The organism is Pseudomonas sp. BIC9C (assembly GCF_034541995.1).
GTDB classification, from domain to species: Bacteria; Pseudomonadota; Gammaproteobacteria; order Pseudomonadales; family Pseudomonadaceae; genus Aquipseudomonas; species Aquipseudomonas fluorescens_CC.
Genome location: NZ_JAWDGM010000003.1, coordinates 469,138 through 484,985 on the forward strand (window position 1 = coordinate 469,138; position 15,848 = coordinate 484,985).

Here is a 15,848-nt window from a genome sequence, read left to right on the forward strand (position 1 = left end):
GGGTTGGCTTTGGCTCTTTTTTGGCCAGCCACTTCGGTTCAGGTGGTTCGCCGCAGGACACTGAATCAGCAGATTTGTCCAACGGGTGAAACACTTGACTGACGATTGAGGCTTGCTTCATGAATAAGTCTGTCGGTGTGCTTCGTTTGCTGTGTCTAGCGGGTCTGGTGGCGCTCGCTGCTGTCATCGCTTTAGTGGTGTTCACCAGAACATCAGAGTCAGCTCCCTCACCTCAGTCCTGTACTGCACCCGCTTATGCAAAGGACACGCCCTATGAACAAGGGCAACAGGTACAGCACGCCGGCCGACAGTTTGAGTGCTGGAAAGATGACGAGGCACCGCTTGGCGTTGGCAGTTGGCAATGGTGCCGGCAAGCGATCTATGAGCCACTCCTTCCAACCAACCACTGGAAAGACGCGTGGAAGGACCTCGGCGAATGCGGTGGCTTCGAGGGCAATCGCTTGACGCTGAGTTTTTCCACCCTCAGCGGCAAAGCCCCCCTGAAACCGGCAGTGCCCGGCGTCGCTCGCGCTGATCAGAGGGTCACCGGGACTTTGCGCTGCAAAGCCGAAGAGATTGCGATCAGCGCGAAGGCCAACGAGACGATCCACCTCGATAATCTGAAAGCTTGCGACTACCAACTGGTGATGAACAGCGCTGATGGATACATCCCGCTGAACACCCCGCGCATTGTGTCGTTCAAGGAGGCGCAGGGGACGGAGCAAACCGTGACGGTGAAGTATCGGCCTCCGGTGGATGTGAGCAAACTCAGTGGTTTGCCGGGGATAAAAATCGAGCTGTTTGCCGAGGGGCTTATTCAGCCCAGGCAGATGGCCATGGGCAAGAACGTATTGTATGTCGGCTCCAGCGCAATCCCTTCGTACGTCTATGACGGAAAAATCGGCGACATGATCTACGCGTTGCCACTGGATGGGGCGGGTAAACCGACGGGCATTCATGTCATTGCCAGCGGTCTGGAAGAGCCTCACGGCGTGGCGTATCGCGACGGTGATCTGTATTACTCGACCACGGGTGGTCTGTATCGCTTGCGTAACGCGGACGATCATTACAAAGACCCGAAACCCGAACGGGTTTTCAAATTTCCGGCAGACGACAACCTGTTTCCCTTGCCTCCTCTGTCGTCCGGCTCGAACACTCGCATCTGGCACATGAAACACCCCTTGCGCTTCAATCCGCTCGATCCATCGGACAAGTGGCTTTATACGGCGGTCGGCATTCCGTGCAACTTGTGCATGATTCCTGCCGACAAGCGCTATGGGACGGTCTTGCGCTACTCCCTGGAAACGGGGGCGTCCGAGATTCTGGCCACGGGGGTGCGTAACTCTGTCGGCTTCGACTGGAACCCCAAGGACGGCAAAATATGGTTCAGCGACAATAATCGCCAAGGCTTCCCCAACCCTGACGAGGTCAATTTTGTCCGGGGCCCCGGGTTGCATTTCGGCGTGCCTTACCGGTTTGGCAAGGACACGCCCGGATTCACCCGGGAGGAGTTCCTGAACCCGGGTGTGATCCAGCCACCGCTGGTGCCCGGTGCCATTGTGTCCGACAAGTCGCTCGAGCAGATCAACCCCGCTGATTATGTGCCGGCAGCTTTTGAGTCGGGCACCAACACGGCGCCGCTCGGGGTCAAGTTCTGGTCAGGTTACCCGGCCGATGCGGATACCCAACGTTTGCTGGTTGCCGTGCATGGCGCTGGCTCCACCGTCCGTCCAGGCATGGACATACAAATGCTGACCATCCAGGGCGGTACGCGCGTGGTCAACCAGATCCCGCTGATCAATGGATTTGTGCAGGACCCGGATCGATTTGATGTCTATTGCCTGGATAACTCGTGCATTGGGCGCCCCGTCGAGTTTCTTGAGCTGGCGGATGGCAGCCTGCTGATCAGCGACGACGTCGCCGGGGTCATCTATCGCGTGCGCTATGACGCAACCGGGTTGCCGCAGACCGAATTGGCGTTACGTCCAATGCAGTCGCCCCCTGGCCTGGAAAACGAGATGATCAGTGGTTACCTGATTGCCCCCGACGGCAATAGCCGGCTGGTGCAAGTGTCGTGGAATCCGGCAGACAATGAGTCCACGCTGTTTCTCAAAGGACTGGCGTATGGTGAGTACCAGTTGCGCCTCAATGACGTGAAAAACTGGATTCCTGAGGTTCGCAACACCTCCGTTACGCTATCGCAAACCAGCAAGAGTCAGACCATCAACCTGCGTTACCGCGAGCGGCCGATCAAGCTTGAAGTCAAGATCACGATCCAGGCACCGGCTAAACCTGCTTCAGTCACCGATGGCCAATGGCACATCAGCCTGGTCAATGAGGCCCGGAGCAATGCCGAGCCACAGGTCATAAACATTCCATGGGGCGAGAGTACGACGCAGCTCCTTGACTACGGCAAGTACAAGGTTATCTACCCGTTTTACTCGAAGGAAAAACCGGAACCGGAACTGGAGCCGGTGGTGATCGATGAGTCCAGTCAGGACCGGCAGCTACCCCTCATAACTTACCAACATGTTGAGAGCCTGGGCGAGTCGGTCCTGGCGTGGGCCTGTACCAAGTGCCATGCGGTCGAGTACTTCAACAGCGCGAGTAAGGCCTTGCTCTGGAGCGTGGCGGGTCGGGAAGCGTTGGTCAAACAAATCAAGACCATGCCGGTTTCAGGGCATTGCGACACCACCTGTGCGACTGAAATCAGTAATCACTTGTTCGATGTCGTCTGGAAACCTTACCTGGATCAGGGCGAATCCTATGGCGCGCGACAGTTGCGATTGCTGACGCCAAGTGAGTATGCCGCCAGTGTCCGGGACATTCTGGGTGTCGAAGTCAATCCTGAGAAGCTGCCGGCCGACAAGTCGGAAAAAGACTTCAAATACCCAGGGGAAGCGAACATGGGCGTTCTGCAGGCAGAGGACGTCAAACTGTTTTACGACATGGCATTGTCGGTGGCAGAAAAGGTTTCGCCATCGCGGTTGAGCGCGCTGGCAACCTCCCGGACAGGCACCGATCTGGTCACGTCCCTGGGCTATCAGTTGTTCCGACGGCCTGTGACTGACGCCGAGCGTTTGCGTTACCAGAAAATACATGATGAGCAAGGGGCTCCGGCTGTGATTGCGGCTCTATTGCTGTCGCCGCATTTTCTCTATCGCTCGGAGTTGGGAGTGGAGTCAGCATCGGCAAGCAAGGTGTATCAGCTCACACCGTTCGAGGTAGCAACGGCACTCTCCTACGGGTTCCTGGGCACGACGCCGGATGTAGAACTGTTGGCCAAAGCGCAGCGCAATGAACTGCAGACCTCACAACAGATCTCGGCGGAAATTCAGCGAATGCTGCAAACGGACCGTGGCATCGAACAGTTCAACCGCTTCGTCAGCTACTACATCAAAACCGCACGCGGCGTTCAGGAAAAACCGGGACTGACCAAGCCAATGATCGAGCTCATGGCGCAGGAGCAGTATCTGTTGAGCAAAAGCATGCTGCTGGATTCAGGCACCCTGAGTAAGTTGTTCAACCCCGGTTACACCTACCTGAATCAGGAACTGGCTGCGCATTACGGCATCAGCAGTGTCACGGGCAGCACGATGCAAAAGGTCACGGTGGACGAAAAACGGGGCGGGTTGCTGCATCTGGGTCTGACCCAGGCTGCCACCTCAGACCTGGTGAGCACCTCATTGGTCAAGCGTGGAATCATGATTCGCGAGCAGATGTTCTGCCGTGAGTTCGGTACCCCGGTGGAAGCCGATCCGACAGAACCGGTTTATCCGTCTCGTGCCATTACCACCCGTGAGCATTGGGATCTGGTCAACGGCGAGCAGGCTTCAGGGGGACGCTGCTGGCAATGCCATCAATACATGAACGACACCGGGTCGTCGATGGAGCATTACGACGCGGCCGGTCGTTATCGCACTCAGGAAAAGGCCCACAACTACCACCAGTATCCGCAGATGTTGCCGATCAAGGCCTCCGGTCCGTTCATCAGTTTGGCCGGCACCGAGCAGATCGATGACGTCCGGGATGTCGCCAGAATTGTCCCACGCAACCCGGCATCACAGTTCTGCATGGCCGACAGCTACTTCCGTTTTGTGTTCGGCAACAAATCGGATGAAGCGACCTCCGGGACAGTGAAGGCGATTGCCGATGGCTTGAAAACTTCAGGCTCCCTGGCAGAGATGTTGCGAACCCTGGGGACTTCCAAGGCGTTCATCTACAAAACCGAGAGGAACTGATCATGGGCATTTTGAAAAGTCGTCGGCGTTTTCTCGCGGGCCTGGCTGCGGCAGGTGTCTACGGTCCCTTGACTCAATTCGGTCTGGCGCGCATGGCATTGGCCGGGCAAACCCAGCAAGCCCGGTTGAAAATTGTGTTTGTGGTGGTGCCCGATGGACTGGCGGTGGATTCCTACAATGGCGGTCCATTTGGTGATGGGCGCGGATTGTGGCATCCCACTGCACAGGGGATGGATACCACGGCTTTTACATTGAATGAAGTCAGTGCAGAGCTGGCCGCCTACCGCAACCAATCGCTGTACCTGCGCGGGATTATTTTGGGGCCGGGGAACTTGGGTCATAGTGGCTGGAACTGGGTATTGCGTGATAGCGCACAGAGTCAATCGTCTATTGACGTGTTGCTGGGGCAAGTGCTGCCGGGCACTGAGCCGTCCCACCGAAGTCTGTTTGCCGGCCCCCACGCCGGAATCGATGGAACGCCCTGGTTTGTGTCGTTTCAGGGAAGTACGATTCGTACCCCTTACCGTGACCCAATGCTGATGGCTGAATCGTTGTTCAAGTCGCCCGCTCAGACTCGGAGCGCACTACAGCCTGGGGCCGGTGCGCTGCTGGAGGCATCCCTGGTGGATATCCAGGAAGTCAGAGGCAGACTCTCCGCCGGTGAGCGGCAAAAGCTTGATACCCATCTCGACTCGGTGGAGCAGGTCATCAAGGACCTGGAGGAAACACGGCCGCCGGTGGGGGCATGTGAGCCTGTGACACTCGAGCCCCTGGATTACAGATCGGCAATGCACCGCACCCGCATTCAGGCTGATCACCACAAAGTGGTGGCCACTGCCTTGGGGTGCGGGATAACCCGAGTCGCCACCCTTCAGATCGGGCGCTCGGCAGAGTCGCTCAATATCGTTGATGTCAGTCCCGACAGTAATCCCCACGAGTGTGCTCACCGTGGCTCCGGGGAAGAATTCTGGAGGGGAACACGGCAATGGTACGTTAGGCAGGTCAAACTGTTTATGGATGAACTGGCCCGGTACCAGGACCCGCACGTGCCCAGTGACAATCTGCTCCAACATACACTCGTCGTACTCACCAGCGAGATGGCCGATGGAGCCCCTGAGCACACGGTCGATATGCCAATGGTACTGATGGGAGGGGCGAGTGGGCTGCTCAAAAGCGGGGACGGTGCAGGGCGGTATTTCAATATCACGCCGCAAGCCGATCGTCAGCACCACACGGGGAACCCGGTGATCGGCAAGAGTTTCGTCGACATCCAGCGTGTCTGGGCAACCGTTGCCAAGGCCGCCGGAACCAGCGTGCCTTATGGCGGCAATATCGATCCCCTCAGCGGGATATTCACTAACGTATGAATCAAAACAACGATGCCAGTCGGATTGACTGACTGGCATCGTCTTTTTCGCTGGTTCCTGTCTGCTTCTCAGACCTTCATAACTTGCCGAGCAACAACAGGATCAGTATCACCACCAACACCACGCCAAGGATTCCGGATGGGCCATAACCCCAACTTCTGGAGTGCGGGAAGACCGGCAAACCACCGATCAGTAACAGGATCAGAATGATGATCAGTATTGTGCCCATGTCTGTTTCCTTGTCGAAAATGCAGTGGATTGACCATGCCAATCAAGGTCAGCGGGAATGAAGTAAATTCGAGCTGCTTAAAAAGTCTGACTCTCGCGCTCGCAGGATAATTCCAGATTTTTTTCAAGTATTTCGAACAGGTCTTTAACTTCTTGTTGTTGCATTAGTTACTTCAGACGCTCCCGTGGTTTGCTCGGGCCATTCAGCAATCTGATGGAGCGTGGGTCGGGCAATGTCCTTCGCTACACTCGATGCATCTTCCGAGAACAACAAGGCTGTTTGCTATGCAAAATCGCATGATGATCACTGGTGCAGGCTCTGGCCTGGGTCGCGAAATCGCGCTGCGCTGGGCGCGTGAAGGCTGGCAACTGGCCTTGTCGGACGTCAGCGAGCCCGGCTTGCAGGAAACCCTCAAGCTGGTTCGCGAGGCCGGTGGTGATGGTTTTATCCAGCGCTGCGACGTGCGCGATTACAGCCAGCTGACGGCGTTCGCCCAGGCCTGCGAAGTCAAGCTCGGCGGCATCGATGTCATCGTCAACAACGCGGGTGTAGCCTCTGGCGGCTTCTTCAGTGAGTTGTCCCTGGAGGACTGGGACTGGCAGATCGCGATCAACCTGATGGGCGTGGTCAAGGGCTGCAAGGCTTTCCTGCCGCTGCTGGAGAAAAGCAAAGGCAAGATCATCAACATCGCGTCCATGGCCGCGCTGATGCAAGGCCCGGCGATGAGCAACTACAACGTGGCCAAGGCGGGCGTGGTGGCACTGTCCGAAAGCCTGCTGATCGAGCTGGCGCATCAGGAAGTGGGTGTGCATGTGGTGTGTCCGTCGTTCTTCCAGACCAACCTGCTGGACTCGTTTCGCGGCCCGACACCGGCCATGAAAGCCCAGGTCGGCAAGTTGCTGGAGGGCTCGCCGATCAGCGCCGCCGATATCGCCGACTACATCTACCGGCAGGTCGCGGCCGGCGAGTTCATGATCCTGCCCCACGAACAGGGCCGCATGGCCTGGGCGATCAAGCAGAAGAACCCGCAGCTGCTCTACAACGAAATGACCGCCATGGCCGACAAAATGCGCGCCAAGGCCAGGCAATCCGCAAGCTGATCTTGCTCACAGGCAACGCTGTGGTTAGGGTGGCCGCCATCGGCCATCCTCGCGAGACGCTTGCATGCTCAATTACCTGTGGTTTTTCCTCGCCGCGCTGTTTGAAATTGCCGGTTGCTTTGCCTTCTGGATGTGGCTGCGCCAGGGTAAAAGCATGTGGTGGGTGGTGCCGGCGCTCCTCAGCCTGACCCTGTTCGCCCTGTTGCTGACCCGTATCGAGGCCACCTACGCCGGCCGCGCCTACGCCGCTTATGGCGGCATCTACATCATTGCGTCCATCGGCTGGTTGGCCGTGGTCGAGCGAATTCGTCCTCTGGGGTCGGACTGGCTCGGCGTGGCGCTGTGTGTGCTCGGCGCAAGTATCATCCTGTTCGGGCCGCGATTTTCCGCGTCCTGACGGATCGTCCCTACAATCATCCGGCCTGTCAGACCTCTCCGTAAGCATGGTGTGTCGTGGCTGTCAGTCCGGACTGGTTTACTGCCGCAGCATTGCAGGCCTGCGGCAGGCCGCGCAACTTCAAGGGCCAGAAAAAAACTGGCGAAAACCAAGGGACGCTGAAGGCCTCAGTCAAACAGGTGCTTGGGCACGTCGTGCTTGAGCATCAGTTGGCATTGCTCGCTTTCCGGGTCGAAGACAATCAGTGCCTGCCCCTTGGTCAAGGCCTGGCGCACGCGCAACACACGGGTTTCCAGTGGCGTGTCGTCACCATTGTCCGTCCCGTCGCGGGTCACGAAATCCTCGATCAGGCGGGTAAGGGTGTCGACTTGAAGTTGGTCGTAGGGGATCAGCATAGGCACCTCGGTTCAATCAATGGCGCGATGCTACGGCGATTGGGTGATTGCGACTAGCCTGAGGCGAAAGTGTGGTCAATCAGGCCCCGTCGCGAGCAGGCTCGCTCCCACAGTTGATCGGGTTCTTCCATAGGAATGCGGGCAAATGTGGGAGCGAGCCTGCTCGCGATGGCAATCGCCCGGTCAGTAAAAATCCTAAGGTCAACTCTCCGACTGTTGCCCCACCAGGCTGTCCACCGACGGCACCCATGTATCGCTTTCCATCTGGGGCTCGTGTTCGAGCTGATGGTTGAAGCGGTCCAGTGACTCGACGGCGGTATCGACTACTTGCCCCGGATCAGGCGCCGCAAGGCAAACCGATTGGGATGACAGGCTTCGGCCACGCTTCTGGGCAACGGCAGGGGCTCATTGTCCAGCCACGCCGCCAGCAGTTCCCCGGACAATGGCGCCGTGATCAATCCGCGCGAACCGTGCCCGCTGTTGACGTATAAACCGTCGAGCCATGGGCATGCGACGTTGGGCACCTGCCGCGCATCCTTGCCCAGCGCGGCATAGGCTTCCGTGAACGACTGCGCGTCGGCCAACGGGCCGACGATCGGCAGGTAGTCAGGGCTGGTGCAGCGAAAGGCGGCGCGACCCCGGAGGCTTTCAGGGTCGAGGCGGTCGATCGCCAGGCGGGTGACCAGATCGTGGGAAATCTCTTCGAGCATGGCCAGGTTGCCCAGGTGTTCTGTGGTGGTCGGCGTCAGGTCATCGCTCTTGAAATCGAAACTGGCCCCCAAGGTGTGTTCGCCCAAACGGGCGGGGGCGACATAGCCTTCGGCACAGACCACCGTGCCCAGGGCCCGACTTTGCGGGGTTTGCGCCAGGCGGGTGATTTGCCCGCGGATACGCTTGAGCGGCAACCCGGCACTTTCGGGAAAACGCTGGATATCGGCGGCACCGGCGAGCACCACGACCGGTGCGCTGGCGAGCAAGCGCTCGCCATCCCAGGCCTGCCACTGGCCATCGGCCTTGCGCAGTTCGAGCACATCGCGATGTACATGCAGTTGAACGTTTGCATGAGCGGCTTGCCATTGGCACAACGCCGGTGGATGCACCCAGCCGCCTTCGGGATAGAACAGGCCGCCGTGCGCCAGCCCGATTCCGGCCACCGCCTGTGCCTCAGGTTGATCCAGCAGGTGCAGCAAGTCCGGCGCAAACGCTGCCGTCAATTGCAATTGGCGTTCGGTTTCCTTGGCGTTGAATGCCAGTTGCAGCACACCGCAATCATCCCAGTCGCTGCCACGCTGCAAGTGTTCGAGCAGTCTGCGGGTGTAGCCAAAACCGCTGACGATCATTTGCGACAGCGCCGTGCCATGGGCCGATAACTTCAGGTAGAGCACACCCTGTGGGTTGCCCGAGGCTTCCCGGGCAATGGCGTCGCGGCGTTCCAGCAATGTCACTTGCCAGCCCCGCGCGGCGAGGCTGGCGGCGCTGGCACAACCGGCCAGCCCGGCACCGATCACCAGTGCCTGACGCTCGCCGGTCAGCGGTGCAGGTCGGGCAAACCAGGGTTTGTCGGGCGCCGGGGCGGCCACGTCTTGGGGCCAGCCGAGGAACTCGCCGCGCAGGATTTCCCATTTGTGGCCGATGCCGGGGGTGCGTTTCATCTTGAAGCCGGCGGCGTTGAGCAGGCGTCGCACCCAACCCGTGCTGGTGAAGGTGCTGATGGATGCACCGGGCGCGGCCAGGCGCGCCAGTTCGGCAAACAGTTCGGCGGTCCACATGTCGGGGTTTTTCGCCGGAGCGAAACCGTCGAGGAACCAGGCGTCGATTCGGGCATCGAGTTGGGGCAGTTGTTCCAGCGCATCGCCGATCAGCAGGGTCAGGGTGACGCGGCCGTTGTCCAGCGTCAGGCGCTGAAATCCCTGATGGATCGCCACGTACTGCGCCAGCAATTGATCGGCAAACACCTTGAGTTCCGGCCACAGCGCCAGGGCACGTTGCAGGTCGGCCGGGCTCAACGGGTATTTTTCGACGCTGACAAAATGCAGCCGAGCCCCGGCCGCCGCGTGTTGCTCGAACACCTGCCACGCACACAGGAAATTCAGCCCGGTGCCGAACCCCGTTTCACCGATGACCAGCCGCCCCCCCTCGGGCAAGGCCGCAAAGCGTTCGGCCAAGCGGTTCTGCTCGATAAAGACATAGCGGGTTTCGTCCAGCCCCGACTGGTCGGAAAAATAAACATCGTCGAACACTCGCGAATACGGGCGACCTTGGTCGTCCCAGTCGAGCTGGGCGTGGGGCAATACAGGTTTCATGGCAGGCTCTGTAACGGCAAGGTCGCCATTCTAGCCGATCGACGGCGTGGTCAAGCTCTTTGTGGCGAGGGCGACCCTCAGGAAAATCTCTGCTGGCCTTCAGTTCAATCCGCTAGGCTTGCTCACATCTGGAAGGGAGCCGCTCATGTTTGAATCTGCCGAAATCGATCACGCCATCGACAAAGACACCTATGACGCCGAAGAACCGGCCCTGCGCGAAGCGTTGCTCGAAGCGCAATTCGAGTTGCAGCAGCAACGCCGGTTTCCGGTGATCGTTTTGATCAACGGTATCGAAGGCGCCGGCAAGGGCGAGACGATCAAGTTACTCAACGAGTGGATGGACCCGCGCTTGATCGAGGTCCGCACGTTTGATCAGCAAACCGACGAAGAGCTGGCGCGGCCACCGGCCTGGCGTTACTGGCGGATGCTCCCGGCCAAGGGCCGCATGGGGATTTTCTTCGGCAACTGGTACAGCCAGATGCTGCAGGGACGGGTCCATGGCGAGTTCAAGGATCCACGACTCGACCAGGCGATCAATGCCGCCGAGCGCCTGGAAAAAATGCTGTGCGATGAAGGTGCGCTGATCTTCAAGTTCTGGTTTCACCTCTCCAAGAAGCAAATGAAGGCACGCCTCAAGGCGCTGGCCGACGACCCGTTGCACAGTTGGCGCATCAGCCCGCTGGACTGGCAGCAGTCGCGAACCTACGACAAATTCGTGAAGTACGGCGAACGCGTCCTGCGCCGTACCAGTCGCGACTATGCACCGTGGCATGTGATCGCCGGGGCGGATGCACATTATCGGAGTCTGGCCGTGGGGCGGATTCTGCTGGAGGGGCTGCACGGCGCATTGCAGCGGCCGACGATCCATCCGGAAAAGGTCAGCGCCGCGCCAGTGATCCCCAGTGTCGATCAGGTGAACCTGCTTGACAGCCTGGACCTGACCCGGCAGCTGGACAAGGAAGATTACGAAGAACAGCTGATCACCGAACAGGCGCGGTTTTCCGGGTTGATGCGTGACAAACGCATGCGCCGCCATGCGCTGGTGGCGGTGTTCGAGGGCAACGACGCGGCCGGCAAGGGCGGGGCGATTCGCCGGGTAGCGGCAGCGCTTGATCCGCGCCAGTACAGCATCGTGCCGATTGCCGCTCCCACCGAGGAAGAGCGGGCGCAACCGTATCTGTGGCGTTTCTGGCGACACCTTCCGGCCCGGGGCAAGTTCACCGTGTTTGACCGCTCCTGGTATGGCCGGGTGTTGGTGGAGCGCATCGAAGGTTTTTGCAGTCCGGCAGACTGGCTGCGCGCCTACAGCGAGATCAACGATTTTGAAGAACAGGTTACCGACGCCGGAGTGATCGTGGTCAAGTTCTGGCTGGCCATCGACAAACAGACGCAACTGGAGCGCTTCCAGGAACGCGAGGAAATCCCCTTCAAGCGCTTCAAGATCACCGAGGACGACTGGCGCAACCGTGAAAAGTGGGACGACTATCGTGCGGCGGTCGGCGACATGGTCGACCGCACCAGCACCGAGATTGCGCCATGGACTCTGGTGGAAGCCAACGACAAGCGTTGGGCGCGGGTCAAGGTCTTGCGCACCATCAACCGGGCACTGGAGGAGGCTTTCGAAAAGTCCGACCGACGTGAACGCAAGAAGTACAAGGGTAAGAATTGAGGCGATGGTTACGCATACGCGGGGTGAATGATTGTCGCAGTCGGTAATTGGGTCGGCTTATGCTCGGTCCACTCTCAACCGATAACAACAATGAGGTATGCCATGCGTGAAGTGGTGATCGTCGACAGCGTGCGGACCGGCCTGGCCAAATCCTTTCGCGGTAAATTCAATATGACCCGCCCGGACGACATGGCGGCCCATTGTGTGAACGCGCTGTTGGCGCGCACCGGTATCGACCCTGCCAGCGTCGAGGACTGCATTGTCGGCGCCGGCTCCAACGAAGGCGCACAGGGCTTCAACATCGGTCGCAACGTCGCGGTGCTGTCGCGCCTGGGCATCGGCACGGCCGGCATGACCCTCAATCGTTTCTGCTCCTCGGGCTTGCAGGCGATTGCCATTGCCGCGAACCAGATCGCCTCGGGTTGCAGTGACATCATCGTCGCCGGTGGCGTTGAGTCCATCAGCCTGACCATGAAAAGCGTCAACACCGATAACCTGATCAATCCGCTGCTCAAGGAGCAGGTGCCGGGCATCTACTTCCCAATGGGCCAGACCGCCGAGGTCGTTGCCCGTCGCTACAACGTCAGTCGCGAAGAACAGGATCTGTATGCCCTGCAAAGCCAGCAACGCACCGCCCAGGCGCAGGCTGCCGGCCTGTTCAGCGACGAAATCGTGCCGATGGCGGTGAAATACCAAGTCGAGGACAAGGCCACGGGACAAGTGCAGATTCTCGACGGCGTTGTCGATCGCGACGATTGCAACCGCCCTGATACCACCCTGGAAAGCCTGGCCGGGTTGAAACCGGTGTTCGCCGACGATGGCTCGGTAACGGCCGGCAACTCCTCGCAGCTGTCGGACGGCGCGTCCATGACCCTGGTGATGAGCCTGGAGAAAGCCCTGGAACTGGGGCTCAAGCCGAAAGCGTTCTTCCGCGGCTTTACCGTGGCCGGTTGCGCGCCGGACGAGATGGGCATCGGCCCGGTGTTTTCGGTACCGAAATTGCTCAAGGCCAAGGGCTTGCGGATTGACGACATCGACCTGTGGGAACTCAACGAGGCATTCGCCTCGCAGTGCCTGTACAGCCGCAACCGGCTGGAAATCGACAACGCCCGGTACAACGTCAACGGCGGCTCGATTTCCATCGGTCACCCGTTCGGCATGACCGGATCGCGCCAGGTCGGGCATCTGGTTCGCGAATTGCAGCGACGCAATCTGCGCTACGGCATCGTCACCATGTGCGTGGGCGGCGGGATGGGGGCAACCGGGTTGTTTGAAGCAGTGCGGTAAGCCTCGATATTTCTCGTGCCAGCAAGATAGCCATCGCGAGCAAGCTCGCTCCCACAGTGTTCAACTGCGATCACAAATGTTGTGTACGCCACCAAACCTGTGGGAGCGACGGTGCGGCGATCCGACCTGCTCGCGATGGGCGCACCTCGGTTGTAAAAATCCCCTCAAAGATTACGACCCACACAGTTTCATTCGCGGCCAGACCGAAACTGTCCCTGTGTACGCCACCGCTGCGGGCCTAGAATGACGGCTCCTGTACTTTGGCATTGGGGTTCACATGCACGTTTCATCGGGTCGCTGGGTCTACGGTCTGTTCCTGGCCTTGTTGACCGCGTTGTTGTGGGGAATCCTGCCGATCAAGCTCAAGCAGGTATTGCTGGTGATGGACCCGGTGACGGTGACCTGGTTTCGCCTGATGGTGTCCGGCGGCTGTCTGTTCATTTACCTGGCTGCGACGAAACGCCTGCCCAGCCGTAAAGTACTTGGCCCGCGTGGGGGCTGGCTGGTGCTGATGGCGGTGCTTGGCCTGGTGGGCAATTACGTGTTGTATCTGATGGGGCTCAACCTGCTCAGCGCCGGCACGGCGCAACTGGTGGTGCAGATGGGGCCGATCATGCTGCTGATTGCCAGCGTGTTTGTGTTCAAGGAACGCTTCAGCCTGGGGCAGGGGATTGGCCTGTTGGTGCTGCTGATCGGTTTTGCGCTGTTTTTCAACCAGCGCTTGAGCGAACTGCTCACATCGTTGACCGATTACACCGCCGGCGTGCTGCTGGTGCTGCTGGCGTCCACGGTCTGGACCTTCTATGCCCTGGGGCAGAAGCAATTGCTGACGGTGTGGAATTCGCTGCAGGTGATGATGGTGATCTACCTGTTTTGCGCGCTGCTGTTAACGCCGTGGGTGCATCCGCTCGAAGCCTTGCAATTGAACCCGTTGCAGGGTTGGTTGCTGCTGGCGTGCTGCCTCAACACCCTGATTGCCTATGGCGCGTTTGCCGAGGCCCTGGCCCATTGGGAAGCCTCCCGGGTCAGCGCGACGCTGGCCATCACGCCGTTGGTGACCTTTGCGGCGGTTGCCATGGCTGCATGGCTGTGGCCTGACTATGTGCACGCCGAGACGGTCAATGGTTTGGGTTACGGCGGTGCGGTGCTGGTGGTGCTGGGGTCGGCGCTGGTGGCGTTGGGGCCGTCGTTGATTGCCGGGTTGAAGGCGCGGAAGGTGCGGATGGCAGCCAGTTAGACCGCGTCATCGTTCATCGCGGGCAAGCCACGCCCCACAGGTTCTGAGTCGTTCGTTAATTTTGTGGACGACGCAAAACCTGTGGGAGCGGGCTTGCCCGCGATGACGGACTATCAGGCGCTACAGACTCAGCCCTTGGCGCCAGCCTCCAGCATGTTCTGCGGCCTTACCCACGCATCGAACTCTTCGTCGGTCAGATACCCGAGCTGCAACGCCGCCTCGCGCAAGGTCAGTCCTTCGTTGTAGGCCTTCTTGGCGATCTCCGCCGATTTGTCATAGCCGATGTGCGGGTTGAGCGCCGTTACCAGCATCAGGCCACGCTCCAGGTGTTCAGCCATTTTTTCCGCATCCGGCTCCAGACCGGCCACGCAATGCTGCTGGAAGTTGCTGCAGCCATCACCCAGCAAACGGATCGATTGCAGCAGGTTATGGATAATCACCGGTTTGAACACGTTCAGCTGCAAGTGGCCTTGACTGGCTGCAAAGCCGATGGCGACGTCGTTGCCCAGTACCTGGCAGGCCAGCATCGACAAGGCTTCGCACTGGGTCGGGTTGACCTTGCCCGGCATGATCGAACTCCCGGGCTCATTGGCCGGCAGCTTGACTTCGGCGAAGCCGGCGCGCGGACCGGAGCCCAGCAGGCGCAGGTCATTGGCGATTTTCATCAGGGTCACGGCGAGGGTTTTCAGCGCGCCGGACAGCGTGGTCAAAGGCTCATGGCCGGCCAGTGCGGCGAACTTGTTCGGCGCGGTGATAAAGGGCAAACCGGAGAGGGCGGCCAGTTCTGCAGCGATGGCTTCACCGAAGCCGTGGGGTGAATTCAGCCCCGTGCCGACCGCCGTTCCGCCCTGGGCCAGCTCGCAGACCGCGGGCAGTGCGCTGCGGATCGCCCGCTCGGCGTAATCGAGTTGCGCGATGAAGGCCGAGATTTCCTGGCCGAAGCTGATCGGTGTCGCATCCATCATGTGGGTGCGGCCGGTCTTGACCAGTTTCATATGGCGGGCGGACAGCTCGGCCAGCCCGCCGGACAGTTCGCTGATCGCCGGCAGCAAGTGCTGTTGCACGGCCTGGGCGGCCGCGATATGCATGGCGGTGGGGAAACAGTCGTTGGAGCTCTGGGAGCGATTGACGTGATCGTTGGGGTGCACCGGGGACTTGCCGCCGCGCGGGTTGCCGGCCAGCTCGTTGGCACGACCGGCGATCACTTCGTTGACGTTCATGTTGCTCTGGGTGCCGCTGCCGGTTTGCCAGACTACCAGCGGAAACTGGTCATCGTGGTCGCCGGCGAGCACTTCGTCGGCCGCCTGCTCGATCAGACGGGCGATATCGGCGGGTACGTCGCCGTTGCGATCATTGACCCGTGCCGCGGCTTTCTTGATCAGCGCCAGGGCATGCAACACGGCCAGCGGCATGCGTTCGTTGCCAATGGCGAAGTTGACCAGCGAGCGTTGCGTCTGAGCGCCCCAATAGGCTTCATCCGGGACTTCAACCTCGCCGAGGCTGTCGGTTTCGATACGGCTCATCTTGCTCACTCCTGTAGGTCCGATTGCGCAGTTTAGGCCGTGCTCGACGACCGTGGTTCCATCAGTCTGGATTTGACCATTCAACCCCTCTAAATCAGGC

At 59.8% G+C, this 15,848-nt stretch carries 11 protein-coding genes; 7 read left to right on the forward strand and 4 right to left on the reverse strand.

The window, feature by feature from the left end; genetic code table 11:
* The first annotated feature begins 119 nt into the window (after positions 1 to 119).
* Entirely contained in the window at positions 120 to 4,241 is a 4,122-nt protein-coding gene (locus RS887_RS16795; RefSeq protein ID WP_322616213.1) for a DUF1592 domain-containing protein, read from the forward strand.
* 2 nt (positions 4,242 to 4,243) lie between these two features.
* Complete coding sequence (locus RS887_RS16800; RefSeq protein WP_322616214.1) at positions 4,244 to 5,608, forward strand: DUF1552 domain-containing protein; 1,365 nt, start codon at positions 4,244 to 4,246, stop codon at positions 5,606 to 5,608.
* A gap of 76 nt (positions 5,609 to 5,684) precedes the next feature.
* Here the strand turns inward: RS887_RS16800 and RS887_RS16805 are convergent, their stop codons facing one another.
* Positions 5,685 to 5,837, reverse strand: a complete 153-nt coding sequence (locus RS887_RS16805; protein WP_322616215.1) for a DUF3309 family protein — start codon at positions 5,835 to 5,837, stop codon at positions 5,685 to 5,687.
* Positions 5,838 to 6,121: 284 nt separating this feature from the next.
* Between RS887_RS16805 and RS887_RS16810 the strand changes: the two genes are divergently transcribed.
* Both RS887_RS16810 and RS887_RS16815 read left to right on the forward strand, forming a co-directional pair.
* Entirely contained in the window at positions 6,122 to 6,937 is an 816-nt protein-coding gene (locus tag RS887_RS16810) for an SDR family oxidoreductase (protein WP_322616216.1), read from the forward strand.
* A gap of 64 nt (positions 6,938 to 7,001) precedes the next feature.
* Positions 7,002 to 7,334, forward strand: coding sequence for a YnfA family protein (locus RS887_RS16815; protein ID WP_322616217.1), 333 nt, complete (start codon positions 7,002 to 7,004; stop codon positions 7,332 to 7,334).
* A 167-nt stretch (positions 7,335 to 7,501) separates the two neighbouring features.
* Here the strand turns inward: RS887_RS16815 and RS887_RS16820 are convergent, their stop codons facing one another.
* Entirely contained in the window at positions 7,502 to 7,729 is a 228-nt protein-coding gene (locus RS887_RS16820; RefSeq protein WP_008017754.1) for a YheU family protein, read from the reverse strand.
* 323 nt (positions 7,730 to 8,052) lie between these two features.
* Entirely contained in the window at positions 8,053 to 10,032 is a 1,980-nt protein-coding gene (gene mnmC, locus RS887_RS16825) for a bifunctional tRNA (5-methylaminomethyl-2-thiouridine)(34)-methyltransferase MnmD/FAD-dependent 5-carboxymethylaminomethyl-2-thiouridine(34) oxidoreductase MnmC (RefSeq protein WP_322616218.1), read from the reverse strand.
* Positions 10,033 to 10,177: 145 nt separating this feature from the next.
* On the opposite strand from mnmC, the gene pap reads away from it, so the two are divergent.
* The 3 genes from pap to RS887_RS16840 all read left to right on the forward strand — a co-directional run bounded on the left by pap (position 10,178) and on the right by RS887_RS16840 (position 14,225).
* The gene (gene pap, locus RS887_RS16830) at positions 10,178 to 11,701 is read left to right on the forward strand and encodes a polyphosphate:AMP phosphotransferase (protein WP_322616219.1); all 1,524 of its coding nucleotides are present in this window, start codon (positions 10,178 to 10,180) and stop codon (positions 11,699 to 11,701) included.
* A gap of 102 nt (positions 11,702 to 11,803) precedes the next feature.
* Positions 11,804 to 12,988: a thiolase family protein gene (locus RS887_RS16835; protein WP_322616220.1), complete on the forward strand. Its 1,185-nt coding sequence runs from the start codon at positions 11,804 to 11,806 to the stop codon at positions 12,986 to 12,988.
* A 277-nt stretch (positions 12,989 to 13,265) separates the two neighbouring features.
* Positions 13,266 to 14,225 (forward strand): DMT family transporter, encoded by a 960-nt coding sequence (locus RS887_RS16840; RefSeq protein WP_322616221.1) that lies wholly within the window; start codon positions 13,266 to 13,268, stop codon positions 14,223 to 14,225.
* 128 nt (positions 14,226 to 14,353) lie between these two features.
* Here RS887_RS16840 and RS887_RS16845 read toward each other — a convergent pair whose 3' ends face one another.
* Positions 14,354 to 15,748 (reverse strand): class II fumarate hydratase, encoded by a 1,395-nt coding sequence (locus RS887_RS16845; protein WP_322616222.1) that lies wholly within the window; start codon positions 15,746 to 15,748, stop codon positions 14,354 to 14,356.
* Between the last annotated feature and the right edge of the window lie 100 nt (positions 15,749 to 15,848).